This window comes from Streptomyces sp. NPDC048659 (assembly GCF_040650575.1).
In the GTDB taxonomy this organism is placed as follows: Bacteria; Actinomycetota; Actinomycetes; order Streptomycetales; family Streptomycetaceae; genus Streptomyces.
This window is the reverse complement of sequence record NZ_JBEZHM010000040.1, coordinates 29,389-54,153: the sequence shown is the minus strand read 5'-3', so window position 1 is coordinate 54,153 and position 24,765 is coordinate 29,389. Positions and strand designations below refer to the sequence as shown.

General features: G+C 71.6%; 25 protein-coding genes and 2 tRNA genes. 19 read left to right on the top strand and 8 right to left on the bottom strand.

What is annotated here, in order from left to right; all coding sequences use genetic code 11:
• Positions 1-25 precede the first annotated feature (25 nt).
• The 6 genes from AB0C99_RS26800 to rfbB form a co-directional block, all read right to left on the bottom strand.
• On the bottom strand, positions 26-934 hold the full coding sequence (locus tag AB0C99_RS26800) for a glycosyltransferase (protein ID WP_362479959.1): 909 nt from the start codon (positions 932-934) through the stop codon (positions 26-28).
• Positions 931-1,665: a glycosyltransferase family 2 protein gene (locus AB0C99_RS26795; protein WP_362479956.1), complete on the bottom strand. Its 735-nt coding sequence runs from the start codon at positions 1,663-1,665 to the stop codon at positions 931-933. Before AB0C99_RS26795 ends, AB0C99_RS26800 begins: the two co-directional genes overlap by 4 nt.
• Entirely contained in the window at positions 1,662-2,057 is a 396-nt protein-coding gene (locus AB0C99_RS26790) for a DUF2304 domain-containing protein (protein ID WP_362479953.1), read from the bottom strand. The genes AB0C99_RS26795 and AB0C99_RS26790 overlap by 4 nt, the downstream gene beginning before the upstream one ends.
• A 140-nt stretch (positions 2,058-2,197) precedes the next feature.
• Positions 2,198-3,466 (bottom strand): hypothetical protein, encoded by a 1,269-nt coding sequence (locus AB0C99_RS26785; RefSeq protein WP_362479950.1) that lies wholly within the window; start codon positions 3,464-3,466, stop codon positions 2,198-2,200.
• Positions 3,463-4,341, bottom strand: a complete 879-nt coding sequence (gene rfbD / locus AB0C99_RS26780) for a dTDP-4-dehydrorhamnose reductase (RefSeq protein ID WP_362479947.1) — start codon at positions 4,339-4,341, stop codon at positions 3,463-3,465. The genes AB0C99_RS26785 and rfbD overlap by 4 nt, the downstream gene beginning before the upstream one ends.
• Positions 4,338-5,327, bottom strand: a complete 990-nt coding sequence (rfbB, locus tag AB0C99_RS26775; protein ID WP_362479944.1) for a dTDP-glucose 4,6-dehydratase — start codon at positions 5,325-5,327, stop codon at positions 4,338-4,340. Before rfbB ends, rfbD begins: the two co-directional genes overlap by 4 nt.
• Positions 5,328-5,454: 127 nt before the next feature.
• Between rfbB and rfbA the strand changes: the two genes are divergently transcribed.
• The 8 genes from rfbA to AB0C99_RS26735 all read left to right on the top strand — a co-directional run bounded on the left by rfbA (position 5,455) and on the right by AB0C99_RS26735 (position 13,262).
• The gene (rfbA, locus tag AB0C99_RS26770) at positions 5,455-6,333 is read left to right on the top strand and encodes a glucose-1-phosphate thymidylyltransferase RfbA (RefSeq protein ID WP_362479941.1); all 879 of its coding nucleotides are present in this window, start codon (positions 5,455-5,457) and stop codon (positions 6,331-6,333) included.
• Positions 6,334-6,360: 27 nt separating this feature from the next.
• Positions 6,361-6,966: a dTDP-4-dehydrorhamnose 3,5-epimerase gene (gene rfbC / locus AB0C99_RS26765; RefSeq protein WP_362479939.1), complete on the top strand. Its 606-nt coding sequence runs from the start codon at positions 6,361-6,363 to the stop codon at positions 6,964-6,966.
• 110 nt (positions 6,967-7,076) lie between these two features.
• The gene (galE, locus tag AB0C99_RS26760; RefSeq protein ID WP_362479936.1) at positions 7,077-8,066 is read left to right on the top strand and encodes a UDP-glucose 4-epimerase GalE; all 990 of its coding nucleotides are present in this window, start codon (positions 7,077-7,079) and stop codon (positions 8,064-8,066) included.
• A 226-nt stretch (positions 8,067-8,292) separates the two neighbouring features.
• Positions 8,293-9,393: a glutamate 5-kinase gene (proB, locus tag AB0C99_RS26755; RefSeq protein WP_362479933.1), complete on the top strand. Its 1,101-nt coding sequence runs from the start codon at positions 8,293-8,295 to the stop codon at positions 9,391-9,393.
• Positions 9,394-9,560: 167 nt separating this feature from the next.
• Positions 9,561-10,046, top strand: a complete 486-nt coding sequence (locus AB0C99_RS26750) for a hypothetical protein (RefSeq protein WP_362479930.1) — start codon at positions 9,561-9,563, stop codon at positions 10,044-10,046.
• Positions 10,047-10,136: 90 nt separating this feature from the next.
• Complete coding sequence (locus AB0C99_RS26745) at positions 10,137-11,420, top strand: glutamate-5-semialdehyde dehydrogenase (protein WP_362479928.1); 1,284 nt, start codon at positions 10,137-10,139, stop codon at positions 11,418-11,420.
• Between the two features lie 77 nt (positions 11,421-11,497).
• On the top strand, positions 11,498-12,112 hold the full coding sequence (locus AB0C99_RS26740) for a hypothetical protein (RefSeq protein WP_362479925.1): 615 nt from the start codon (positions 11,498-11,500) through the stop codon (positions 12,110-12,112).
• 70 nt (positions 12,113-12,182) lie between these two features.
• Positions 12,183-13,262, top strand: a complete 1,080-nt coding sequence (locus AB0C99_RS26735; protein WP_362479923.1) for a hypothetical protein — start codon at positions 12,183-12,185, stop codon at positions 13,260-13,262.
• Here the strand turns inward: AB0C99_RS26735 and AB0C99_RS26730 are convergent.
• Entirely contained in the window at positions 13,247-14,344 is a 1,098-nt protein-coding gene (locus AB0C99_RS26730; RefSeq protein ID WP_362479920.1) for a M48 family metallopeptidase, read from the bottom strand. The genes AB0C99_RS26735 and AB0C99_RS26730 overlap by 16 nt on opposite strands.
• Positions 14,345-14,463: 119 nt before the next feature.
• Between AB0C99_RS26730 and AB0C99_RS26725 the strand changes: the two genes are divergently transcribed.
• From AB0C99_RS26725 to AB0C99_RS26690, 8 genes are all read left to right on the top strand, one after another.
• A complete protein-coding gene (locus AB0C99_RS26725) occupies positions 14,464-14,679 on the top strand; it encodes a hypothetical protein (RefSeq protein ID WP_362480030.1) in 216 nt (71 codons plus the stop codon).
• A gap of 83 nt (positions 14,680-14,762) precedes the next feature.
• Positions 14,763-14,927 carry a hypothetical protein gene (locus AB0C99_RS26720; protein WP_362479918.1) on the top strand — a complete coding sequence of 55 codons (165 nt, stop codon included), beginning with the start codon at positions 14,763-14,765 and terminating at the stop codon, positions 14,925-14,927.
• Between the two features lie 53 nt (positions 14,928-14,980).
• Entirely contained in the window at positions 14,981-15,601 is a 621-nt protein-coding gene (gene nadD / locus AB0C99_RS26715) for a nicotinate-nucleotide adenylyltransferase (protein WP_362479916.1), read from the top strand.
• Between the two features lie 19 nt (positions 15,602-15,620).
• Positions 15,621-17,348 carry an LCP family protein gene (locus AB0C99_RS26710; RefSeq protein WP_362479913.1) on the top strand — a complete coding sequence of 576 codons (1,728 nt, stop codon included), beginning with the start codon at positions 15,621-15,623 and terminating at the stop codon, positions 17,346-17,348.
• Between the two features lie 81 nt (positions 17,349-17,429).
• Positions 17,430-17,867 carry a ribosome silencing factor gene (rsfS, locus tag AB0C99_RS26705; RefSeq protein WP_362480027.1) on the top strand — a complete coding sequence of 146 codons (438 nt, stop codon included), beginning with the start codon at positions 17,430-17,432 and terminating at the stop codon, positions 17,865-17,867.
• Positions 17,864-18,517 carry a histidine phosphatase family protein gene (locus AB0C99_RS26700; RefSeq protein WP_362480025.1) on the top strand — a complete coding sequence of 218 codons (654 nt, stop codon included), beginning with the start codon at positions 17,864-17,866 and terminating at the stop codon, positions 18,515-18,517. Before rsfS ends, AB0C99_RS26700 begins: the two co-directional genes overlap by 4 nt.
• A 95-nt stretch (positions 18,518-18,612) precedes the next feature.
• Positions 18,613-18,685: transfer RNA gene (locus AB0C99_RS26695), tRNA-Ala, on the top strand.
• A gap of 278 nt (positions 18,686-18,963) precedes the next feature.
• Entirely contained in the window at positions 18,964-19,197 is a 234-nt protein-coding gene (locus tag AB0C99_RS26690) for a hypothetical protein (RefSeq protein ID WP_361163216.1), read from the top strand.
• On the opposite strand, the gene AB0C99_RS26685 is transcribed toward AB0C99_RS26690, so the two are convergent.
• Positions 19,176-20,486 (bottom strand): glycosyltransferase 87 family protein, encoded by a 1,311-nt coding sequence (locus AB0C99_RS26685; protein WP_362479910.1) that lies wholly within the window; start codon positions 20,484-20,486, stop codon positions 19,176-19,178. The genes AB0C99_RS26690 and AB0C99_RS26685 overlap by 22 nt on opposite strands.
• Before the next feature lie 132 nt (positions 20,487-20,618).
• Between AB0C99_RS26685 and AB0C99_RS26680 the strand changes: the two genes are divergently transcribed.
• The 3 genes from AB0C99_RS26680 to AB0C99_RS26670 all read left to right on the top strand — a co-directional run bounded on the left by AB0C99_RS26680 (position 20,619) and on the right by AB0C99_RS26670 (position 24,727).
• Positions 20,619-20,691: transfer RNA gene (locus tag AB0C99_RS26680), tRNA-Ala, on the top strand.
• A 278-nt stretch (positions 20,692-20,969) separates the two neighbouring features.
• Entirely contained in the window at positions 20,970-23,840 is a 2,871-nt protein-coding gene (gene leuS / locus AB0C99_RS26675) for a leucine--tRNA ligase (protein ID WP_362479907.1), read from the top strand.
• 161 nt (positions 23,841-24,001) lie between these two features.
• On the top strand, positions 24,002-24,727 hold the full coding sequence (locus AB0C99_RS26670; protein ID WP_362479905.1) for a hypothetical protein: 726 nt from the start codon (positions 24,002-24,004) through the stop codon (positions 24,725-24,727).
• Positions 24,728-24,765: the final 38 nt, after the last annotated feature.

Below are 24,765 nucleotides of genomic sequence, written 5' to 3'. Positions count from 1 at the left end.
GGGAGACAGGGGCATGACCGCCGGGTCAGCGCTGACCCGTGGACAGGGCGTAGCCGAGGAGCGTGCGTATGGTCGTCGTCTGGCCGTGGCGCAGTGCCCCGGGAACCATTGTCAGCGCGTGCAGTCGCATGGACAGGTGCCGACGCGCTGCGCGCGCGGCCTTCGGCCAGCCGTGGGTGTCGAGTTCGTCGGCCACCTCGTTGAAGAAGCGCACCGCCTCGCCGAAGCGGGCGCCGGAGACGGCCTCCGCCGAGGAGAGGCTTCCCGAGTGGCGCCGGTAGCGGAAGGCGGGGGTCGGCTCGACCACCAGCCGCTCGCCGCGCCGGATCAGTTCGATGATCAGCGCCAGGTCCTGGATGACCGAGAGGTCCTCCCGGAAGCTGACCGCCTTGACGGCGTCGGCCCGCCACACGATCGACGGGAAGTACAGCCAGTTGCCGCCGAGCAGGTTCGCGGCCAGCGGCTCGCCGGACAGGACCAGCCGACGGCCCTCGTCCTTCGGCGCGTACAGCCGCTTCTTGACCTGGTCGCCCAGCGACGTGGAGGGGGCGCCGTTCTCGTCGATGACCTCGACACCAGGCTGGTAGATCGCCGCGCCGGGCTCGGCCTCGATCGCGGCCCGCATGGTCTCGACGTACGTCGGCAGCAGCAGGTCGTCGCTGCCGAGCATCGAGAAGTGCGTGGACTCCACGAGATCCACGCACTTGCGGAAGTTCTTGGTGATGCCGAGGTTCTGTTCGTTGCGCTGGTAGCGCACCCGGCTGTCGCCGAGGGAGGCGAACCACTCGGGCACGCCCTCCTCCCGGCCGTCGTCGACGACGGTCAGCCGCCAGTCCTCGTCGGTCTGGTCGAGCACGCTGCGGACGGCGGCCTGCATCAGGCCGGTGTCGCCGTAGTGCGGCAGCATGATGTCCAGGGTGCGCACCGACGTCACTTGGTCTTCCCCTTGGGGCCGAGGGCGGAGCGGCGGCTGAGCGCGAGCAGCAGGATCATGCCGATGCGGCCCAGGTAGAGCGTGGCCTTCCAGGGCGACTGGCTCGGGGTGCCGGTCGCGCGCGGACGCATCGCGACGGGCACCTGCTCGATCTTGTAGCCGGCCCGGACCACGGCGATGGAGGACTCCACCGTGTCGCCCAGGTACTCCACCGGGTACCAGTGCGCGAAGACGTTGATCAGGTCGCGGTTGGAGGCGCGGAAGCCCGAGGTGACGTCGGTCAGCTTGGTCTTGGCCATGCGCGACAGCCAGAACGCGAGGACGAGCATCGCCCACTTGCGCGGGCCGCGGGTCTCGTAGTCGCCGGTGCCGGCGAAGCGGGCGCCCATGACCAGGTCCGCGCCGCCCTCCAGGCGGGCCAGCAGCTCCGGCACGTTGCGCGGGTCGTGCTGCCCGTCCGCGTCGACCTGGATGGCCACGTCGTAGCCGCGGTCGTGCGCGTACCGGTAGCCGGCCCGCATGGCGCCGCCGACACCCAGGTTGTACGGGAGGGTCATCACCGTCGCGCCGGCGCCGCGCGCCACGGCGCTGGTGTCGTCGGCGGAGCCGTCGTCGACGACGAGGACGTCGACGCCGGGGAGGGTCGTGTAGACCTCCTTGACGACGTCGGCGACGCCCTCGGCCTCGTTCCACGCCGGCATGATGATCAATACGCGCTTGCCGTCGATCACTTGGCGCTCCCCTGCCCGGCCGTGTCCGCCGTCTTCGGCCTGTCCGCCAACTCCTTGCGCAGCTCCGTCACATCGATGCGGAGCAGCGCCACCTCCTCCGAAAGGGTGCGCCCCTCCTCTTCGAGGTGGCCCACCTCCCAGCTGAGCTGGAGGCAGACGATGAAGAGGAAGGCGACGCTGAGGAAGAGGATGAGGCTGACGCCGGAGGCGACTCCCACCGCCCGGGCGATGGAGTCCAGGCCGGTCGGGAAGAAGCCGAGCGGGATGATCACCAGGCCGGTGAGCACCCACAGGAACGCGTACTTCTCCTTGAGCTTGCGGCGGCGCAGCAGCTCCACGATGCACGCGACGAGAAAGACTCCGGTGACCGAAGTCAGCATCCACAGCTTCATGCGTGGCTCCGGTGTATGGGACGACTCATGGAAAGGGCCTGTCTACTCTTCCAGGGGTGGGCGGCTGGAGAAGGAGCCACCGGATTGCAGTCCACTGTCCGTCGCGATGGTCACGGAGAGTGAGGGAATGGTGATCATTCCTATGAGTGCACCGAACGGTAGCCTACACGAGAGCGAAGGACGAGAGTCATGTAGGCGACCACGGCGAGTGACCCCACCGCGTAGGCGACTTCGACCCTTGTCCGCAGCTCCAGGGGGCTGAGCGTGACCGCCAGGAGAACGGCCGTTCCCACCACCCAGGCGAGCAGTTGCTGTCTCGCCGCGCCGCTCGTGAGCAGCGCCTGACCGAGCACCATCGCGAGCATGTAGAACATCGTGCCGAGCGACAGCCACGCGAAGTCCACCGGCCCCAGCACGTCCGGCGAACCGAACAGCACCGGCAGCAGCACCGGACCCAGCGCGACCGCGCCGATCCCGAACGCCGTCCCCAGCCCCGCCGTCAGCGCGGAGGCCCGCAGCAGCATCCGGCGGTACGCGGAGGAGTCGCCCTCGGCCTGCGCCGTCGACAGGCCCGCGAGCAGCGACGCCTGGAAGGCGCCGAACGCGAACAGCGGCACCCGCGCCAGCACCAGCGCCGACAGCAGCGCGGCCACCAGGGCGCTGTCGTCCGTGGAGATCAGCTTGGTGCTGATCACCGCGATGTTGACGAGCACCTGCGCGAGCAGCGTCGAGCCGACCAGCAGCCCCAGGTGCTCGATCAGCTCCCGCCAGTGCGCCGTCGAACCCGCCTTGGAGCCGCGGAACACCGGCGGCAGCGTCACGGCCACCGCGATCAGCGGCGCCACGGTCATCACCGCCGCGAAGACGAACGCCGAGGTCACCCCCGACACCGCGAGCCCCACCGACAGCAGGATCCGCAGCAGGCCGTCCAGGCCCAGCTGCAGCCCGTACGACTCGAAGCGGCCGAGCCCGGCCAGTATCCCGCGCGTCACATGGGCGCAGGCCAGCGCCGCGAAGGCGCCGCCCACCGCGAGGACCAGGCTCCGGTCGCCGTGGAAGAAGGCGTCCGCGAGCGGCCCCGCGAACACCGTCAGCGGCAGCAGCACCACCGCCAGCAGGCCGAACGAGAGCGCCGCCCCGCGCCGCAGCACGGGCAGCACCCCGTCGCCGTTCACCACCCGGGCGGCGACCACCCGGGTGACCTCCTGCTCGACCGGGAAGAACAGCCCCAGTCCTATGGAGGCCACCACGGTCCACAAGATCGAGAAGCTCGCCATGTCGTCGACGGAGAGCGAGTGGCCCGCCGCCGCGAGATGGACGTAGTTGGCTCCGCCGAGCACCGCGGTGCCGATGCCGACGAAGGCGGTGCCGCGGGGCAGCGCCGTGGAGATGCGGTCGAGCAGGCTCACGCGCCGGACCGTCCCGGAGCCATCACCCGCAGTGCCTCGGTCAGCTGCTCGCGCCAGTGCGGCTGCGCCGCCACACCAGCCTCGGCCCAGCGCTCGTGCGCGAGGACGCTGAAGGAGGGCCGGCGCGCCGGGCGCACGAACTTCTCCGAGGTGGTCGGCCGCACCCGCTCCGGGTCCAGGCCGGTCAGCTCGAAGGCCGCCCGCGCCAGGTCGAACCAGGTCGCCGTCTCGGACGCCGTGCCGTGGTAGACCCCCGCCGGGGCCCTCCCCGCCAGCGCCGCCTCGCCCAGCTCGCGCAGCTGGCGGGCCAGCGCGCGGGTCCAGGTCGGCTGGCCGCGCTGGTCGTCGACCACGTCCACGGTGTCGAGCCGCTCGGCCAGGCCGAGCATCGTCGCCACGAAGTTGCGGCCGTGCGCCCCGTACAGCCACGCGGTGCGCACCACGTAGCCGCGCTCGGGCAGCAGCTCGGTCACGGCGAGCTCGCCGGCCAGCTTGCTGCGGCCGTAGGCGTTCACCGGGGCGGTGGGCGCGTCGTGCCGGTACGGCTCGGTGGCGTCGCCCGGGAAGACGTAGTCCGTGGAGACCTGGATCAGCACCGCGCCGGACTCGGCGCAGGCCGCCGCGAGGGCGCGCGGGCCGTCGCCGTTGATCCGGGTGGCCGCGGCCTCCTCGGTCTCGGCGCCGTCCACGTCGGTCCAGGCGGCCGCGTTGACCACCACGTCATGGCCGACGACCGCCGCGCGGACGGCGGCCGCGTCGGTGATGTCGAGCTGCTCGCGGGTCAGCGCGGTGTACTCCGCGCCCGCCTCCGCGAGGACCTCGGCGAGGTCGCGGCCGAGCATCCCGGCCGCCCCCGTGATCAGCCAGCGGCTCATGCGGACAGCGCCGCCTTCGCCTTCAGCGGCTCCCACCAGGCGCGGTTGTCGCGGTACCACTGCACGGTGCTCGCCAGGCCCTGCTCGAAGGTGACCTGCGGCGCGTAGCCGAGCTCCTCCTGGATCTTCGCGATCGACAGGGAGTAGCGCAGGTCGTGGCCCTTGCGGTCCTCGACGTGCTCGACCATGTCCCAGCCGGCGCCGCAGGCGTCCAGCAGCAGGCCGGTGAGCTCCTTGTTGGTGACCTCGGTGCCGCCGCCGATGTGGTAGACCTCACCGGCCCGGCCGCCGCGCAGCACCATCTCGATGCCGCGGCAGTGGTCCGAGACGTGCAGCCAGTCGCGGATGTTCAGGCCCTCGCCGTACAGCGGCACCTTCTTCCCGTCCAGCAGGTTCGTGGTGAACAGCGGGATCATCTTCTCGGGGAAGTGGTACTGCCCGTAGTTGTTGGAGCAGCGCGTCACGACGACGTCCATGCCGTGCGTGCGGTGGTACGACAGCGCCAGCAGGTCCGAGCCCGCCTTGGAGGCGGAGTACGGGGAGTTCGGCGCGAGCGGCCAGTCCTCGGTCCAGGTGCCCTCGGCGATCGAGCCGTAGACCTCGTCCGTGGAGACGTGGACGAAACGGCCCACGCCGTGGCGCTTGGCGGAGTCCAGCAGGACCTGGGTGCCCAGCACGTTCGTGGTCACGAACGGCGAGGAGTCCAGGATCGAGCGGTCCACGTGGGACTCGGCCGCGAAGTGCACGACCGCGTCCTGGCCGCGCATGACGTCGTCGACGGTCGCGTAGTCGCGGATGTCGCCGTGGACGAAGGTGTAGCCGGGCTTGTCCGCCACCGGGGCGAGGTTCGCCTCGTTGCCGGAGTAGGTCAGGTTGTCCAGGACGGTGACCTGGGCGCCCTTGCCCGAGGGCAGCTCTTCGGAGAGCAGTGCCCGCACGAACTGTGATCCGATGAACCCGGCGCCGCCGGTGACGAGAATCTTCATAAGGGCCACCATTCTATGGGGTGGGCTTCGCGCACCGTTCCGTGGCCGCCGCCGTGACGGCGGGCGTGGCCGTCGTCACGCGCGGGAAGGTGAAGGGCCCGGTGGGGCTGCCGTAGGCTGCGTGCCCATGCGTGGAATTTTGCTTGCCGGTGGTACCGGCTCCCGACTGTGGCCGATCACCCGAGCCGTGTCGAAGCAGCTGATGCCGGTCTTCGACAAGCCGATGATCTATTACCCCCTGTCCACCCTCGTGATGGCGGGGATCAAGGACATTCTGATCATCACCGGTCCGGAGGAGCGCCCGCAGTTCGAGCGCCTGCTGGGTGACGGATCCGATTTCGGGCTCGACATCCGGTTCGCCACCCAGGAGCACCCCAACGGAATCGCCGAGGCGTTCGTCATCGGCGAGGAGTTCATCGGTGACGAGCCCGTCGCCCTGATCCTCGGCGACAACATCTTCCACGGCGTCGGCCTCGGCCGGCAGCTCGCCGACTACCGCGAGCCCGACGGCGGCGTCGTCTTCGCCCACGCCGTCTCCGACCCCACCGCCTACGGTGTCGTCGACTTCGACGAGAACGGCGTCGCCCGTTCCATCGAGGAGAAGCCGAAGAACCCGAAGTCCCGCTACGCGGTGCCGGGCCTCTACTTCTACGACAGCCGGGTCGTCGAGATCGCCAAGAACCTGGAGCCCAGCGCCCGGGGCGAGCTGGAGATCACCGACGTCAACAAGCACTACCTCGACCGCGGCGAGCTCCAGGTCTCGGTCCTCGACCGCGGCACCGTCTGGCTCGACACCGGCACCTTCCAGTCCCTCGTCCAGGCGTCCGAGTTCGTCCGCGTGGTCGAGGAGCGCCAGGGCATGAAGATCGGCTGCCTGGAAGAGGCCGCCTGGCGCCAGGGCTTCATCGACGACGAGCGGCTGCGCGCGCTGGCCGAGCCGCTCACCAAGAGCGGCTACGGCGACTACCTGCTCGACCTGCTGGCCCACGAGGCGGACACGGTCTGAGAAGGCCGGAGAAGGAGCGTTCCATCCATGAAGGTCAACCCCCTCGGCATCGAGGGCGCCTGGGAGTTCGTCCCGCAGCAGTTCGGTGACGCCCGGGGCCTGTTCCTGGAGTGGTACAAGGCCGAGCGCATGGCCGAGGCCGTCGGCCACCCGCTGAACCTGAAGCAGGGCAACCTCTCGGTCTCCTCCGCCGGTGTCGTGCGCGGCATCCACTTCGCCGACGTCCCGCCCGGCCAGGCCAAGTACGTGACCTGCGTGCGCGGCGCCGTGCTCGACATCATCGTCGACGTCCGCGTCGGCTCGCCCACCTTCGGGAAGTGGGAGACCGTCCGCCTCGACGACCAGGACCGCAAGGCCGTCTACCTCTCCGAGGGCCTGGGCCACGGCTTCTGCGCGCTCACCGACGACGCGACCGTCACCTACCTCTGCTCCGAGGGCTACGCCCCCGAGCGCGAGCGCACGGTCTACCCGCTCGACCCCGAGATCGGCATCGAGTGGCCGGTCGACGGCGTGCCGGAGCTGTCCGCCAAGGACGCCGAGGGCCCGACCCTCGCCCAGGCGCGCGAGGCCGGCATCCTGCCGGTCTACGAGGAGTGCGTGGCCTTCCGCCGCTCGCTCGCCGAGCGCGGCTGAGGCCGGGCCCGGCCCGCTCCACCCCGTGTGTGACGACGGCCCGGCGGGCCCCTTCGGGGGAATCCGCCGGGCCGCCGCCGTCCCGTACCGCTTCGCGTTAGGCTGCCCGAATGACGTGGCTCATCACCGGCGGCGCCGGCTACATCGGTTCCCATGTCGTCAAGTCCATGGCCGAGGCCGGTGAGCGGGTGGTCGTCCTGGACGACCTCTCCTCCGGCGACCCGGACAGAGTCCCCGCGGGCGTGCCGCTGGAGCGCGGCACCGTCCTCGACCGGGCCTTCCTCGACCGGGTCCTCGCCGAGCACGGGATCCGCGGCATCGTCCACCTCGCGGCGAAGAAGGCCGTCGGCGAATCCGTCGAACGCCCGCTCCACTACTACCGCGAGAACCTGACGGGCCTCACCGTCCTGCTCGAAGCCGCCGCCGCGGCCGGTGTCGGCTCCTTCCTCTTCTCCTCCTCCGCCTCCGTGTACGGGACGCCCGACACCGAGCTGGTCACCGAGGACACCCCCTGCGCGCCGCTCAGCCCGTACGGCGAGACCAAGACCGCGGGCGAATGGCTGGTCCGCTCCGTCGGCCGCGCCCACGCCATGGCCACCGGCTGCCTGCGCTACTTCAACGTGGCCGGCACCGCCGCCCCCGAGCTCGCCGACACCGGCGTCTTCAACCTGGTCCCCATGGTCTTCGAGCGGCTCGACGCGGGACGGCCGCCGCTGATCTTCGGCGACGACTACGCCACCCCCGACGGCACCTGCGTACGCGACTACATCCACGTCGCCGACCTCGCCGAGGCCCACCTGGCCGCCGCCCGCCGGCTCGCCGAGCTCGACGCGGCCGGGGACCACCGCGACCTGACCCTCAACATCGGCCGCGGCGAGGGTGTCTCGGTACGGGAGATGATCGACCTGATCCGCGAGGTCACCGGCATCGCCGTCGAGCCCGAGGTGGTCGCCCGCCGCCCCGGGGACCCCGCGCGGGTGGTGGCCTCCGCCGAGCGGACCGCCGCCGAACTGGGCTGGAAGGCCCGCCACGACGTCCGCTCGATGATCTCCTCGGCCTGGGCCGCGCACACCGGCGGCACCGGGCGGCGGCCGGAGTAGCCACCGGGCGGCGGTGGAGCGGCCCCCGGCGGGGACGGACGGCGGCCGGGACCGGCGGCCGAGACCGGCGGCCGGGGCGCGCCGCCGGTGGCCGGATCGGGTCCAGCAGCCGGAATGGAGGGGCGCCGCGGAAAGGCGTTCGCGTAGATTGCGCGACGGACAGCCGAGGCGAGCGAGCAGGACAGGCACGATGGGGTCGACGCAGGTGACAGTGGCAAGGCAGGACGTGACGGAAGCCCGCAGGATCGTCGTGAAGGTCGGCTCCTCCTCGCTGACCACCGCCTCCGGCGGCCTCGACGCCGACCGGGTCGACGCCCTCGTCGACGTCCTCGCCAAGGTCCGCAGCGGCGGCGAGAAGGAGATCGTCCTGGTCTCCTCCGGCGCCATCGCCGCCGGCCTCGCCCCCCTCGGCCTCGCCCGCCGACCCAAGGACCTGGCCCGGCAGCAGGCCGCCGCCAGCGTCGGCCAGGGACTGCTCGTCGCCCGCTACACCGCCTCCTTCGCGCGCTACGGCGTCCGCGTCGGGCAGGTCCTGCTCACCACCGACGACACCAGCCGCCGCGCCCGCCACCGCAACGCCTACCGCACCCTCGACCAGCTCCTCGCCATGGGCGCGCTGCCGGTCGTCAACGAGAACGACACCGTCGCCACGGACGAGATCCGCTTCGGCGACAACGACCGGCTCGCCGCCCTCGTCGCCCACCTCGTCCGCGCCGACCTGCTGGTGCTGCTCTCCGACGTGGACGGCCTCTACGACGGCGACCCCGCCAAGCCCGGCACCTCCCGGATCGCCGAGGTCACCGGGCCCGCCGACATCGCCCACGTCGAGATCGGCTCGGCCGGCAAGGCGGGGGTCGGCACCGGCGGCATGGTCACCAAGGTCGAGGCCGCCCGGATCGCCGCCGCCGCCGGCATCCCCGTCGTCCTCACCTCCGCGAGCCGCGCCGCCGACGCCCTCGCCGGCCGCGACACCGGCACCCACTTCCACCGCACCGGCCGCCGCTCCGCCGACCGGCTGCTGTGGCTCGCGCACGCCTCCACCACGCGCGGGGCCCTCGTCCTCGACGACGGCGCCGTCCGGGCCGTGGTCGAGGGCAAGAAGTCGCTCCTCGCGGCCGGAATCGCCGCCGTCGAGGGCGAGTTCAGCGCCGGCGACCCGGTCGAGCTGCGCGACCCCGCGGGCCGCGCGGTCGCCCGTGGCCTGGTCAACTTCGACGCCAAGGAACTGCCCCGGCTCCTCGGCCGCTCCACGAGGGAACTGGCCAAGGAGCTCGGCCCGGAGTACGAACGGGAGATCGTCCACCGCGACGACCTCGTCGTGATGTGAACCGAAACGGCTGAAAGTCTGGTCATCCGGTAGGGACCTTTACCAAAACCACCCCACGCGCCGCCCAGGGCTGGTCAACTTTGTCTCGGGGGCACGGAGAGGGCGGGGAACACCAGCACGCGTACACGCAGCAGCACGCAGCACAGGCATCACACAGGAGGCCGCCGGTGAGACGAGCGCGCCCAGGGGCACTGCCCCGCGGGTCGGCCGAACGCGCCCTGACGAGCGTCGGGGCCGGAGCCGACTTCGACGAGTTCGCCGAGTCCGAGACGACAGACGAGACCACGAGGGCCGAGGGCCCGCAGCCGGAGCTGTCCAAGCTCTGGCACATCACCCTCAGCGTCTCCGGCGCGGAAGCCCCGCTGAAGGAGGTGCGCCGCGCCCTGGAACAGCTGGCCCACGACCACCCCTTCCTGCTGACCAGCCGCTACGCGAACGACCACGCCGAGATCCGCTACTGGGAGGAGGCCCGCGACCTCCACGACGCCGCGGCCGTCGCCCTGCGGCTGTGGGGTGAGCACCGGCAGAGCGCCAAGCTGCCGCCCTGGGAGATCGTCGGCCTGGAGGTCATCGACCGGGAGACCTACCACCAGCGGATCGCCGAGGGCTACGGCCCGCCGCCCGCCGCCCCGGTCGGCGTCCACCCCTACTGACCGGGTCCGCCGCCGGGCACGCGTCTCGCGGTACGGGACGGGCGGGGCATACGTGAGGGATGTCCGCAGAGGTGCCAGTACCCTGCGGGCATGACCTCGCTCACGCCCTTCGACAACATGACCCCGGTCGCCCAGGCCGCCTACCGGGCCCGTGCGGCGGCCGCCGAAATCGCGCCACTCCCGCGCGCCGCGAAGGACGACGCCCTGCTCGCCGTCGCGGACGCCCTGGAGGTCCGCACGGCCGAGATCGTCGAGGCCAACGCCGAGGACATCGCCCGCGCCCGCGAGGCCGGCACCAGCGAGTCCGTCATCGACCGGCTGACCCTCACCCCCGAGCGGATCCGGGCCATCGCCGCCGACGTCCGGCACGTCGCCGCCCTGCCCGACCCGGTCGGCGAGGTCGTCCGCGGCTCCACCCTCCCCAACGGCATCGACCTGCGCCAGGTCCGCGTCCCGCTCGGCGTCGTCGGCATCATCTACGAGGCCCGGCCCAACGTCACCGTCGACGCCGCCGCCCTCTGCCTCAAGTCCGGCAACGCCGTCCTGCTGCGCGGCTCGTCCTCCGCGCACTCCTCCAACACCGCCCTGGTGCGGGTCCTGCGCGACGCCGTCGGCGGCGCCGGACTGCCCGCCGACGCGATCCAGCTCGTCCCCGGCACGTCCCGCGACTCCGTCCGCGAGCTGATGCGCGCCCGCGGCCTCGTCGACGTCCTGATCCCGCGCGGCGGCGCCTCCCTCATCAAGACCGTCGTCGAGGAGTCCACCGTCCCCGTCATCGAGACCGGCACCGGCAACTGCCACGTCTACGTCGACGCCCAGGCCGACCTCGACATGGCCGTCGAGATCCTCGTCAACTCCAAGGCCGACCGGGTCAGCGTCTGCAACTCCGCCGAGACCCTCCTGGTCCACCGCGACATCGCCGACGCCTTCCTGCCGCGCGCCCTGGACGCCCTCGCCGAGGCCGGTGTCACCGTCCACGCCGACGAGCGGGTCCTCGCCCGTGCCGAGGGCACCAAGGCCACCGTCGTCCCGGCCACCCCGGAGGACTGGGAGACCGAATACCTCTCCTACGACATCGCCGCCGCCGTGGTCGACTCCCTCGACAAGGCCGTCGAGCACATCCGGCTCTGGTCCTCCGGCCACACCGAGGCCATCGTCACCACCTCCCAGGCCGCGGCCCGCCGCTTCACCCAGCTGGTCGACTCGACCACGGTCGCCGTGAACGCCTCCACCCGCTTCACGGACGGCGGACAGTTCGGCTTCGGCGCCGAGATCGGCATCTCCACCCAGAAGCTGCACGCCCGGGGCCCCATGGGCCTTCCGGAGCTCACCTCCACCAAGTACATCGTGACCGGCGACGGTCACGTCCGGTAACCGGAATCCGGTGTCCGGGGCAGGGACAGTTCGCGCTCTCCCTGCCCAAAACCCCCTCCCAGGTCTACTCTGAATCCGTGCCGGACGACGTGGGGGGCACGCCGTTCCCGAACGGCGAAGACCCCGAGGCCCCCGAGGGCTCTGTCGACCGCGGAGGCGCAGACGACTTCGCCTCCGTGGTGTTCGACGAGGACTTCGTCCGGGCCGCCACCGTCCACGAGCCGACCGCCGTCGAGCGCCTGCTGGCCGCCGCCCAGGCCCGCGCCGAGGCCGAGGCGGCCCGCGCCCGGGCCGTCGCCGGACTCGCCGACGACGAGCTCTACGACGACCCCCACGACCCCGACCGGCGCCGCTACGCGGACGGCTACGACCCGGACACCGCCGAGGACGACTTCGGCCCCTACGGCCCCCACGGCGGCGCCCTGCGCCCCTACAAGGGCAGCGCCCGCTGGCACCGGCCGGTCGCCTGGGTGCTCGCCCTCGTGATGGGCGTCGGCATGGTCGCCCTCGCCTTCAGCGCCGTCTACCGGGGCGCCTCGGCCAACCGTCAGGACCGCGTCCCGCCGCCCGCCACCACCGGCGTGGACGAGCCCCGCGCCGTCCCGTCCGGCGCCCCCGTGCCCACACCGCCCGTCGCGCCCGCGCTGCCCGCCCTGCCGGCCGTCCCGGCGGCCGTGCCCGGCACCCCCTGACGGACCCCGCGCCGCGAAGTCGCGGGCCGCTCGGCGTTTACCGGGGCTTCCGCCGACCTACCCTGAAGGTATGGCAGGGCGTGGCGACCCGCCTGAGGGGACCCCCGAGGGGCTCCCCGGCGGTGACGACGAGTACCGAGCGGTCGTCTTCGACGAGGCGTTCGTCCGTGCTGCCCGGCTCCAGGAGTTCTCGGCCCAGGAGCGGATGGGGGAGTACGCCCAGGCCGTCCGCTCCCGCCCCTCCTGGGAGGGCCGCGGCGGCGGCTCCCGGCCGGCCCTGATGCTCGTCCTCATGATCCTGCTGGCCTTCGGCACCGCGGTCTACCTCGGCGTCCGCACCCCCTACCAGGCCCCCGTCGACCGGCGGGCCGAACCGCTGCGCACCACGGTCGTCCCGCTCGCCCCGCAGGGCCCCGTCCCCGGCGGCACGGCCGAACGGCTCTTCGCCCACAGCCCCGCCGCCGAATACGCCGTCGGAGCCGCCGGGATCAACTTCCCGCTCACCGACCGCACCCCCCACTTCTCCGAGAGCCAGGTCCTCTCCGCCCTCGGCATCGCCAAGGAGTACCTGGTCGCCTCCTCCCTCGAACCCGGCGTCCTCACCGGCGCCACCGTCCGCCCGGCCCGGCTCCTGATCGACCCGGACCAGCTGGAGCAGTTCGACCGGAGCGTCGCCGAGCCCCAGGACGACGGCCGCCACGCCGTCGCCGGCTGGCTGGTCCGCTTCGACCCGCGCCAGGTCACCCTCGCCGCCCCCACCGTCCGCGTCCACGGCACCCTGCACATCGTGGAGCTCGACACCGACCTCCTGGAGGTCACCGCGGACCACACCTTCACCTACGCGGTCCGCCCCGCCTCCGCGGGCCCCCGCACGGCGGCCGGGGCCTCGCTCTTCACGGTCCACCGGGAGCTGCGCTTCCGCTTCGACCGCGAGGACCTGCGGACGCACCACGCGGAGCTGTTCAGCAGCACCGTCCAGGCGGGCCCGCAGAGCTGCGACGGCGACCCCACCGGCGCGCTGCGCCCGCTCCTCGCGGGCGCCCGCGCCGACCGCGCCCACCAGGCGGTCACCGACCCGTACGCGACGGGCCGGCCCGCCATCGGCGCCCTCTGCGGGACCCTGGCCCCGGGCGCTCAGCCCTCGGCCTGACCGCCCTCCTCGCCCTTGCCGCGCGGCTCGTCCTTGCCGCCGCCCTGGCCGCCCCTGGCGCCCCGGCCGAACAGCTTGCCGCTCAGGTCCCCCGCGAGGTCCCCGGCGCCGCCGGCTATGTCGTTGACCAGCTTCATCAGCGGATCCTTGCTCGTGCGCACGGTGTCGGCGTAGTGCCGGCCCGACTCGCGCAGGGAGTCGGTCACCGAGGTGTCCTTGTCCTCGCTCCGCTTCGGGTAGTGCCCGTCCATCAGCCGCTGGTAGTCGCGGGTCTCGGTCCACTTCTTCAGCTCGGCCGCCCGCACGGTGGTGAAGGGGTGCGAGCGCGGCAGCACGTTGAGGATCTTCAGCACGGAGTCGCGCAGGTCGCCGCCCTTCTCGTACTCGTCGGCCTGGGCGAGGAAGGCGTCCACGTTCATCTCGTGGAGGTGGTTGCCGCCGGCGATCTTCATCAGGCCGCGCATGGACGCCTGGACGTCCTGTCCCACGAGCAGCCCCGCCCGGTCCGCCGAGAGCTCCGACTTGCGGAACCACTCGCGCAGCGCGGTCACTATCGCCATGATCGCCACGTTGCCCAGCGGGATCCAGGCGACCTTCACGGCCAGGCTGGTGAGGAAGAGCAGGATCGTCCGGTACACCGCGTGGCCCGACAGCGCGTGCCCCACCTCGTGCCCGATGACGGCCCGCATCTCCTCCTCGTCGAGCAGTTCGACCAGGCCGGTGGTGACCACGATGATCGGCTCGTCCAGGCCGATGCACATCGCGTTCGGCTTGGGGTCCTGCGTGACGTACATCGGCGGGACCTTCTCCAGGTCCAGGATGTAACACGCGTCCCGCAGCATGTCGTTGAGATGGGTGAACTGCGCGTCGCTCACCCGCACGGAGTCGGACAGGAAGAGCAGGCGCAGGCTGCGCTCGGGCAGCAGCGCGCTCAGCGCCTTGAAGACGGTGTCGAAGCCGCTCAGCTTGCGCAGCGCGACCAGCGCCGAGCGGTCCGCCGGGTGCTCGTAGGCCCGCGAGGAGATGCCGGCGAAGCGCCTGCGGTTGCGCCCCGGAAGGTTTCCTTGCTGGTTGTCGGTCATGGATGCCCCCAATTCGTACGAGTCGGTGCTCGTCCCCCTGACACGACCCAGCCTAGGCGAGGGGGCTACCGTGTGCCGGAGCCTGTGGATAACTCGGGCACCGCGGACAATCGAGGAGCATGACCGCCATGACGGACCACGCGACCACCGCCGTCACCACCCTGCTCGCCGCGACGGAGCAGCAGGGCCCCGGCGACACCCTCCGCATCGTGCTGCTGGTCTCGATCGTGGGCGGCGCGCTGCTGGCCTGGTTCCTGCTGCGGGGCTACGGCGACAAGGGTGACGGCGGGCCCGACGAGTCGGCCGAAAAGGACGCGGGTGACGCCAACGCCTGAGTCGGCGTGAGCGCGCCGCGACCTCCCGCATACGATGTGCGCGAAGTCTCCGCTCCCATCCCCGATCGAAGGTCCTGCCGAAGATGAGCCTCCACGCCACCGCCGCCAACCTGGTCACGCTCGCGAACGAGGGTGCCGAGCACGGCGGCAACCACGAAAGCCTCAGCCCGTACGTGACGGGTGGCGGCGCCCTGCTCGTGCTGCTGCTTCTGCTCTGGATCACCACCCGCTTCAACCGCGACCGCTGAGCCGAGAGGCCGCTGATCCGGCGTCTGTCGCCGTGCCAGTAGGCTCTGCACGCATGGGAGAGCAGGAAGTGCCTACTGGCGGTCGCGGCAAGCGCCGACTCGGCGTGATGGGCGGAACGTTTGACCCGATCCATCACGGACACCTGGTGGCCGCCAGTGAGGTGGCCGCCCTGTTCCACCTCGACGAGGTGGTGTTCGTGCCGACCGGTGAGCCCTGGCAGAAGAGCCACAAGGCCGTCTCGGCGCCGGAGGACCGCTATCTGATGACGGTCATCGCGACCGCCTCCAACCCGCAGTTCTCGGTCAGCCGCATCGACATCGACCGCGGCGGTCCGACGTACACCATCGACACGCTGCGGGACCTGAGCTCTCTCAACAGCGACGCGGACCTCTTCTTCATCACCGGCGCCGACGCGCTCTCACAGATCCTCACCTGGCGCGACGCCGAGGAGCTGTTCGCGCTCGCCCACTTCATCGGCGTCACCCGCCCGGGCCACGACCTCACCGACGACGGCCTGCCCAAGGGCGGGGTCTCGCTGGTCGAGGTCCCCGCGCTCGCCATCTCCTCCACCGACTGCCGGGTGAGGGTCGCTCAGGGCGATCCGGTCTGGTACCTGGTTCCGGACGGCGTGGTGCGCTACATCGACAAGCGCCAGCTGTACCGCGGCGAGTGAGCCTCGGGGAGGGGCACCGGTGAACGATCAGCAGAACCCGTACGACCCGTACTACCCGCAGCCGCAGATCATCGGTTACGACGCCTATGGGCAGCCGGTGTACCAGCAGCAGGTGCCGCAGCAGCACTACGACCCGTACGCGCAGCAGCAGCCGCAGCAACAGCAGGCGCCGCAGCAGGACCAGCAGCAGCACCAGCACCAACAGCAGTACGGTTACGACCCGTACGCCCAGCCGGTCCAGCAGCCGCAGTACGACCCGTACGCCCAGCCGGCCTCGTACGACTACCAACAGCCCTACGACACGGGCACGCAGGTCCAGGCCGACCACACCGCGCAGCAGTGGGCCGTGCGGACCGAGGCCGCTCCCGTGGTCCCGGCGCCCGCCGCCGAGCCGCAGGTGCCGGAGGTGCCGGAGGCGGCCCCGCGGCCCGCAACGCAGAGCGGCGTGCCCGGGCAGCGTCCGGCGCCGGAGGACGACGGGCGCGCGTACCGCACCGAGCAGTTCTCGTTCATCGAGGAGCCCGACGAGGACTCCGAGGACGTCATCGACTGGCTCGCGTTCACCGAGAGCCGCTCCGAGCGGCGCGAGGAGGCCCGCCGCCGCGGGCGCCACCGCGTCGTCGCCCTCGTGGTCGCCGTGGTCCTCCTCGTGGCCGGCGGTGTCGGCTACCTCTGGTACGCGGGGAAGCTCCCCGGCATGTCGGGCGACGAGGCCGGGCGCACCGCCGCCACCGGCCCCCAGAAGCGCGACACGATCATCGTCCACCTGCACAACACCACCGGCGGCGGCACGTCCACCGCCCTCCTGGTGGACAACTCCACGACCAAGCAGGGCACCACCGTCCTGCTGCCCAACTCGCTCGCCGTCGCCACCGACGAGGGCTCCTCCACCACGCTCGCCAAGTCCGTCGAGGACGACGGCTCCAGCGGCACCCGCGAGGCGGTCGGCAACCTCCTCGGCACGAAGATCACCGGCACCTGGCGCCTCGACACCCCCTACCTGGAGAGCCTGGTCGAGCTGGTCAGCAGCATCGACCTCACCACCGACACCGACGTGCCCGGCGCCAAGGCCGGCGCCGCGCCGCTGGTGAAGAAGGGCGAGAACCAGACCCTCAACGGGCGTGCCGCCGTCGCCTACGCCACCTACCGCGCGCCCGGGGAGCCCGAGGCCAAGCAGCTCCAGCGCTTCGGACAGGTCATGTACGGGGTGCTGCGGAAGATCTCCGACGACCCCAAGGCCGCCACGGTCACCATCGAGACCCTCGCCCAGATCCTCGACCCCTCGCTGCCGGAGAAGGACCTCGGCGCCTCCCTCGCCAAGCTGGCCGAGCACGCCAAGGTCGGCGACTACAAGACGACGGTCCTGCCGGTCGAGTCCGACGGCTCGCTCAGCGAGGCCACCGGCGACAGCGTGGTCAAGGACATCCTCGGCGGCAAGGTCTCCGCCCCGGACCAGGGCGGCGTGACCCGCGTCGCGATCCGGGACGCGAGCGGCTCCGGCGCCACGGACACGGCCCGGGTGGTCCTCACCAACGGCGGCTACGTCGTGGTCGGCGGCACCAAGGGCGACACCCAGGAGAAGTCCCAGGTCGTCTACGGGGACGAGGCCCAGAAGGGCACCGCGGTCGAGGTCGCCAAGACCCTCGGCCTGCCCGAGGGCTCGGTGAGCAAGGGCAAGGCGGCCGGAAACGCCGAGGTCACCGTGGTGCTCGGGCGGGACTTCAAGGCTCCCGGAGCCGAGCGATGACCCTCCGTTAATCCTTTTCGGGCACGTCGGCGGTACATGAGACCCTTGAGGGGACCCATGACCGCCGACGAAAGCCTGCTTGTGACCGCCACGGACCGTTCCATCGAGCTCGTCACCCTCGCCGCCCAGGCGGCGGCCGACCGGCTCGCGCACGACATCATCGCGTACGACGTCAGCGATGTGCTGTCGATCACCGACGCCTTCCTGCTCGCCTCCGCCCCCAACGACCGCCAGGTCAAGTCGATCGTCGACGAGATCGAGGAGCGGCTCAACAAGGAGCTCGGCGCCAAGCCGGTGCGCCGTGAGGGCGACCGGGACGCCCGCTGGATCCTTCTCGACTACGTCGACATCGTCGTCCACGTCCAGCACAGCGAGGAGCGCGTGTTCTACGCGCTGGAGCGCCTGTGGAAGGACTGCCCCGAGATCGCCCTCCCCGAGGACGCCGTGAAGACCCACGGCAAGGCCGAGGAGCACGCCCGTCTCATGGGCACCGACGGGGCGGACGGTGAGCTGAGCTGAGCGGCGGCCAGGGCGGCACCGGCCGCCGCATCGTCCTGTGGCGCCACGGCCAGACCTCCTGGAACCTGGAGCGCCGCTTCCAGGGCTCCACGGACATCGAGCTGACCGGGACCGGCGTCGCCCAGGCGCGCCGGGCGGCCCGGCTGCTCGCGGCCCTGGAGCCCGATGCGGTCGTCGCCTCCGACCTGAAGCGGGCGGCGGCCACGGCCGCCGAGCTCGCCGCGGTCACCGGCCTCACGGTCGCCCATGACGCCGCGCTGCGGGAGACCTACGCGGGGGAGTGGCAGGGCCTCACCCACGACGAGATCACCTCGCGCTACGCGGAGCAGTACGCCGCCTGGAAGCGGGGCGAGCCGGTGCGCCGCGGTGGCGGCGAGCTGGAGACCGAGGTGGCCGACCGGGCCGCCCCGGTGGTCCTGGAGCACGCCGAGAAGCTGCCCCGGGACGGCACCCTCGTCGTCGTCAGCCACGGCGGCACCATCCGCACCACCATCGGCCGGCTGCTGGGCCTGGAGGCCCGGCACTGGGAGAGCCTTGGCGGGCTCTCCAACTGCTGCTGGTCCGTCCTCGGCGAGGGCGCGCGCGGCTGGCGCCTCATGGAGCACAACGCCGGCACGCTGCCCGAGCCCGTCCTCGGCGACGACACCTGAGCCCGGCCCAGGGCCCGGGGACCCCGGATTTCACTTTCCGGTGGGTCACAGGCTAGAGTTCTTCTTGTTCGCAGCGCAGAGCGCGAAGAACACGAGGGGCTATAGCTCAGTTGGTAGAGCACTTGCATGGCATGCAAGGGGTCAGGAGTTCAAATCTCCTTAGCTCCACAAATCCTCGAATCCCGTCCCCAACAGGGGGCGGGATTCGTCGTTTCCGCGCCCTCGTGCCGGTGTCGGCGCCGATGCCGACGGCGCTGACGTCCTTGCGGGGCCATGGCAGAATCGGACCGCCGGAGGGGGACGTGGGTCCGGGGCGGGAGGGAGCGCGCATGGCCGTGGACGGTGCCGAGGTGACCGAAGCCGATGCCGTCGCGGAACCAGCCGCGTCCCGTCCGTGGCCGTCGTGGCCGTCGTGTCCGCCCTGTCGTCACAGCCGGAGCTGAGGGATGGGTGCACACAGGCGGAAGTGCGACTGGTGCGGCAGCGGTACGCCGATCGTCCGGGACATGGACCCGGTCAACCCCGCGTTCCAGTACTGGTGCGAGGAATGCGCGCGGGCGCTGATCATAAAAGGCGACCCCATCGAGACCTACCGTGAACTCGAAGGGGAGCCGATCTACGGCCGGCTCCTCGACGAGCACTGCACCCTCAAGCGGTTCTACTCCTTCGCGACGGCCTGAGCCGCCACCGGTTCGGCCTCCCGGGCCGCCGCCGTCGCGGTGTCCCGCGCGGTCGCGCCCCGGCGCTCGGCCGCCCGCCGACGCAGCGTCAGCGCGTACCCGGCGAACACCAGCGTCGCCGTGAGCGGGTAGACCGCCGACAGCAGCATCTGGCCCGCGTTCTGGTCCAGTTCGGGACGGCCCGGGTCGTGCGGCACCCACCAGAGCGCGAACGAGGCGAAGGCCAGCGCCACCGCGCCCGTCACGGGCCACAGCCGCCCCGTCCGGTCGTACAGCAGGATCAGCAGCGGCACGCACCACACCCAGTGGTGGGACCAGGAGATCGGGCTGATCATCAGCGCCGTGAAGGCGGTCGTGAGCACGGCCACCGCCTTGTCGCCGCGCACGGCCGCGCGCACCGCCAGCACCATCGCCGCGCCGCCCAGCAGGGCCGCCGCGGCCACCCACCACAGGCCCGGGGCGTCGGTGTGCAGCAGCCGGGCCAGGACCCCGCTGATGGACTGGTTGGCGGTCTCCTCGGCGTGGCCGACCCGGCCCGTCTCGAACAGCGTCCCGGTCCAGAACTTCTTCGAGTCCGCCGGCAGGGCCAGCGCCATGGTGAGCGTCGTCACCAGGAAGACGCCCGTCGCCGTCAGCGCCGTCCGCAGCCACTGGTTGAGGGCGCGGTCGCGGCGCCACAGCAGCAGCCCGGCGGCGAGCAGCAGGACCACGAAGAGGCCCGGGGTGAGCTTGACGGCGGTCGCGAGCCCGATGCCGAGTCCGGCCCAGCGGCTGCCCTCGCGGCGTGTCAGATCCCACAGCACCGCCACCGCGACGAGCAGGTTGATCTGCCCGTACCGCAGCGTCGTCCACACCGGCTCGCACCAGACCACGATCGCGGCGATCCACAGGGTCGTGCGCCACAGGTCGGCGCGCGCTCCCGCGCGGGACAGCGCCGGGCGGATCAGCTGGAGCGACAACTGCACCAGGGCGACGACCAGGAGCAGGTTCCCCGCCGTGGTGAGCGTCCGCATCAGGGGGACGGACACCAGGGTCAGCGGCAGGAACAGCACGGCCGCGAACGGCGGGTAGGTCATGGCGAGGTTCGCCGACGTGGCCCGCATCGCGTACAGGTCCTCGCCGGCCCGCAGCGTCTCGGCCTCGGCCCGGTAGACCATCACGTCGAGCATGTTCACGTGGGCGAGGCGTTGCGCCACCCAGAAGGCCGCGAACGACAGCAGGCAGACGAGGGCGGCGGTGGCCAGGGGCCACCTTCGGGCGGGGGAGCGGGCAAGCACGGACTCGGTCACAGGGGGCGACCCTACCCGCAGGGTTCGGAGGGCCCGGGAACCGATTTGGTGATCCGGCGAAGGTCCGGTTAATGTTCTGTCTGTCGCCGCGAGGGAAACGGAAACGGAAACCGGAGCGGGGATGAAAGGCAAGGGGCTATAGCTCAGTTGGTAGAGCACTTGCATGGCATGCAAGGGGTCAGGAGTTCAAATCTCCTTAGCTCCACAGTCGGGAAGCGGGTCATCCGAATCGGATGGCCCGCTTTCTTCATGTGCCTCTTCGTACGTCCACGGCCCGGAACGTCGATGCGGCCCGGACAGGCCCTGCGGTACCCTGGCGCCATGCGTGCCGTACGCCTTCTGCTTAGCGAGCCGCGCTGATCAGTCCCGACGGATGAAGATCCGGTCGGCATCGGCGCGGCGCCCCCTCCTGTGCGAGGGGTTTTTTCGTTTCGTGGCAATTGCCGGCAGTGGGCAGAGACGATCGATGGAGCTTCAAGGATCATGACCGAGATCAATACGGCTGCCGAGACGGCGGCCCCGCATCGCTATACGGCGGCCATGGCCGCCGACATCGAGGCACGCTGGCAGGACGCCTGGGACGCCGAGGGGACCTACGAGGCCCCGAACCCCACCGGTGACCTGGCCGGGGACGCCGCCGTCGTGGCGCGCCCCAAGAAGTTCATCATGGACATGTTCCCGTACCCCTCGGGCGCGGGCCTGCACGTCGGTCACCCGCTGGGCTACATCGCCACCGACGTCTTCGCCCGCCACGCGCGCATGACCGGGCACAACGTCCTGCACACCCTGGGCTTCGACGCCTTCGGCCTGCCCGCCGAGCAGTACGCCGTGCAGACCGGCACGCACCCGCGCGTGTCGACCGAGGCCAACATGGAGAACATGAAGGTCCAGCTGCGCCGCCTGGGCCTGGGCCACGACAAGCGCCGTTCGTTCGCCACGATCGACCCCGAGTACTACCGCTGGACCCAGTGGATCTTCCTGCAGATCTTCAACTCCTGGTACGACGCGGACGCCCGGAAGGCGCGCCCGATCGCCGAGCTGGTCGAGCAGTTCGAGAACGGCACCCGCGAGGTCCCCGGCGGCCGTGACTGGAACGCCCTGGGCGCCGTCGAGCGCGCCGACGTCCTGGGCGAGTACCGCCTGGCGTACGCCTCCGAGGCCCCGGTCAACTGGTGCCCCGGCCTGGGCACCGTCCTGGCCAACGAGGAGGTCACCGCCGACGGGCGCTCCGAGCGCGGCAACTTCCCCGTCTTCAAGGCCAAGCTGCGCCAGTGGAACATGCGCATCACCGCCTACGCGGACCGCCTGCTGGACGACCTGGACGCGCTGGACTGGCCCGAGGCCATCAAGCTGCAGCAGCGGAACTGGATCGGCCGCTCCGAGGGTGCGCGGGTCGACTTCCAGGTCGGCGACGCCGGTGCGATCACCGTCTTCACCACCCGCCAGGACACCCTGTTCGGCGCCACCTACATGGTGCTGGCGCCCGAGCACGAGCTGGTCGAGAAGATCGTCCCGGCCGCCTGGCCCGAGGGCACCCACGAGGTCTGGACCGGCGGCCACGCGACCCCGGCCGAGGCCGTCGACGCCTACCGCAAGCAGGCCGCCGCCAAGTCCGACGTCGAGCGGCAGGCCGACGCCAAGGAGAAGACCGGCGTCTTCACCGGCACGTACGCGACCAACCCGGTCAGCGGCGAGCGGGTCCCCGTCTTCATCGCCGACTACGTCCTGATGGGCTACGGCACCGGCGCGATCATGGCCGTCCCGGCGCACGACAGCCGTGACTTCGCCTTCGCGCGCGCCTTCGAGCTGCCGATGCGCTGCGTCGTGGAGCCCTCGGACGACCGCGGCACCGACCCGTCCACCTGGGACGACGCCTTCTCCTCCTACGAGGCGAAGCTGGTCAACTCCGCCAACGCCGACGTGGCCCTGGACGGCCTGGGCGTCGTCGAGGCCAAGGAGCGGATCACCGCCTGGCTGGCCGAGCGCGGCATCGGCGAGGGCACCGTCAACTTCCGGCTGCGCGACTGGCTGTTCAGCCGCCAGCGCTACTGGGGCGAGCCCTTCCCGATCGTCTACGACGAGGACGGCGTCGCGCACTCGCTGCCCGAGTCGATGCTGCCGCTGGAGCTGCCCGAGGTCGAGGACTACTCGCCGCGCACCTTCGACCCGGAGGACGCGGACACCCAGCCGGAGACCCCGCTGTCCCGCAACGAGGACTGGGTCCACGTCACCCTGGACCTGGGCGACGGCGCCGGCCCGAAGAAGTACCGCCGCGAGACCAACACCATGCCCAACTGGGCCGGCTCCTGCTGGTACGAGCTGCGCTACCTGGACCCGCACAACGACCGGAAGCTGGTCGACCCGGAGATCGAGCAGTACTGGATGGGGCCCCGCGAGGGGATGCCCACCGGCGGCGTCGACCTGTACGTCGGCGGCGCCGAGCACGCCGTGCTGCACCTGCTGTACGCCCGCTTCTGGTCCAAGATGCTGTTCGACCTGGGGCACGTCTCCTCCGCCGAGCCGTTCCACAAGCTGTACAACCAGGGCATGATCCAGGCGTTCGTGTACCGGGACGCCCGCGGCATCGCGGTCCCGGCCGCGGAGGTCGAGGAGCGCGACGGCGCGTTCTGGTACGAGGGCGAGAAGGTCAGCCGCGTCCTGGGCAAGATGGGCAAGTCCCTGAAGAACGCCGTCACGCCCGACGAGATCTGCGGCGAGTACGGTGCCGACACCCTGCGCCTGTACGAGATGGCCATGGGCCCCCTGGACGTCTCCCGGCCGTGGGACACCCGCGCCGTGGTCGGCCAGTACCGCCTGCTGCAGCGCCTGTGGCGCAACATCGTCGACGAGGCGACCGGCGGGACCACCGTCGTCGACGAGCCGGCCGACGAGGACACCCTGCGCGCCCTGCACAAGGCCATCGACGGGGTCTCCCAGGACATGGCCGCGATGCGCTTCAACACCGCCATCGCGAAGATCACCGAGCTGAACAACCACCTGACCAAGTCCGGTGGCGCGCTGTCCCGCCCGGTCGCCGAGCAGCTGGTGCTGCTGGTGGCCCCGCTGGCCCCGCACATCGCCGAGGAGCTGTGGCACCGCCTGGGCCACGGCGAGTCGGTCGTCCACCAGGACTTCCCGGTCGCCGACCCGGCGTACGTCGTGGACGAGACCGTGACCTGCGTCGTGCAGATCAAGGGCAAGGTCAAGGCCCGCCTGGAGGTCTCCCCGTCGATCACCGACGCGGAGCTGGAGGCGCTGGCGCTGGCCGACGCCGGTGTCGTCGCGGCGCTGGGCGGCGCGGAGATCCGCAAGGTCATCGTGCGGGCGCCGAAGCTGGTCAACATCGTCGCCTGACGTCCGGCACCCGATGTCCGGCGACCCCTAGGGGGTCGGTGGGGGCAGGTTGGGGGTTCCGTTGGAACCCCTGGCCTGCCCTCTGCGTTTACCGTGGAAGAACCACAGGTCGAAGGACCATGGGTCGAACAACCACAACCGCAGCCGGAGGGGCGAGGCACATGGAAGCCGCGATCGTGATCATGGCGCTGCTCTTCGTCGCCTTCGTGGCGCTCGGGGTCTACGCCACGGTGAAGGTGGCCAAGGCGGCCAAACGCGGTGTGGACCGCACGATCGACCAGGCCAGGCGCACGGTCGAGGACACCACCCTGCGCGCCAAGAGCTTCGGCCAGACCGGCGTCGCGGGCGAGCTGGCACAGCTCCGCCTCACGCTGCGGACCTCCATGCGCGCCACCCAGGACGCGCTCCAGGCCGGTGTCGCCGAGGACGCCTCCCTGAAGGAGTCCCTCGACCTGTTCGCGCGGCTGAGCTCGCACGGGCGGGAGCTGGACGAGGACCTCAAGCGGCTCGAACGGGAGCCGGACAAGTCGCGGGTGCGCGAGCAGCTCGGCGACCTCCGCCGCCGCACCGAGCAGGTCACCCACTCCGCCGACGCCCTGCGCTGGGCGGCCAGGGACCGGGCGCAGCGGTTCGCCCAGGACGACCTGTCCTCGCTCAGCGCGCAGATCGACATGGAGGCGGGTGCCCTGCGGCACTGGACCGGATCGGGTACGGAGGGTGCTTCCGCGCCCGCCTCCGCGTCCGCCCAGTCGGCTGGCGGCGACGCGTTCTCGTGGTCCGAGACGGGCGCCCCGGCGCCCGAGCAGCCGCAGGCGATCACCGGCCCCGATCCGCTGCGGACGCCCTATCCGTGGGAGAAGACGGCGCGTCCGGAGACCACCACCTGAGACCCGGCGGGGGCCGGGCTGCCGTGCCGGGGCCCCTG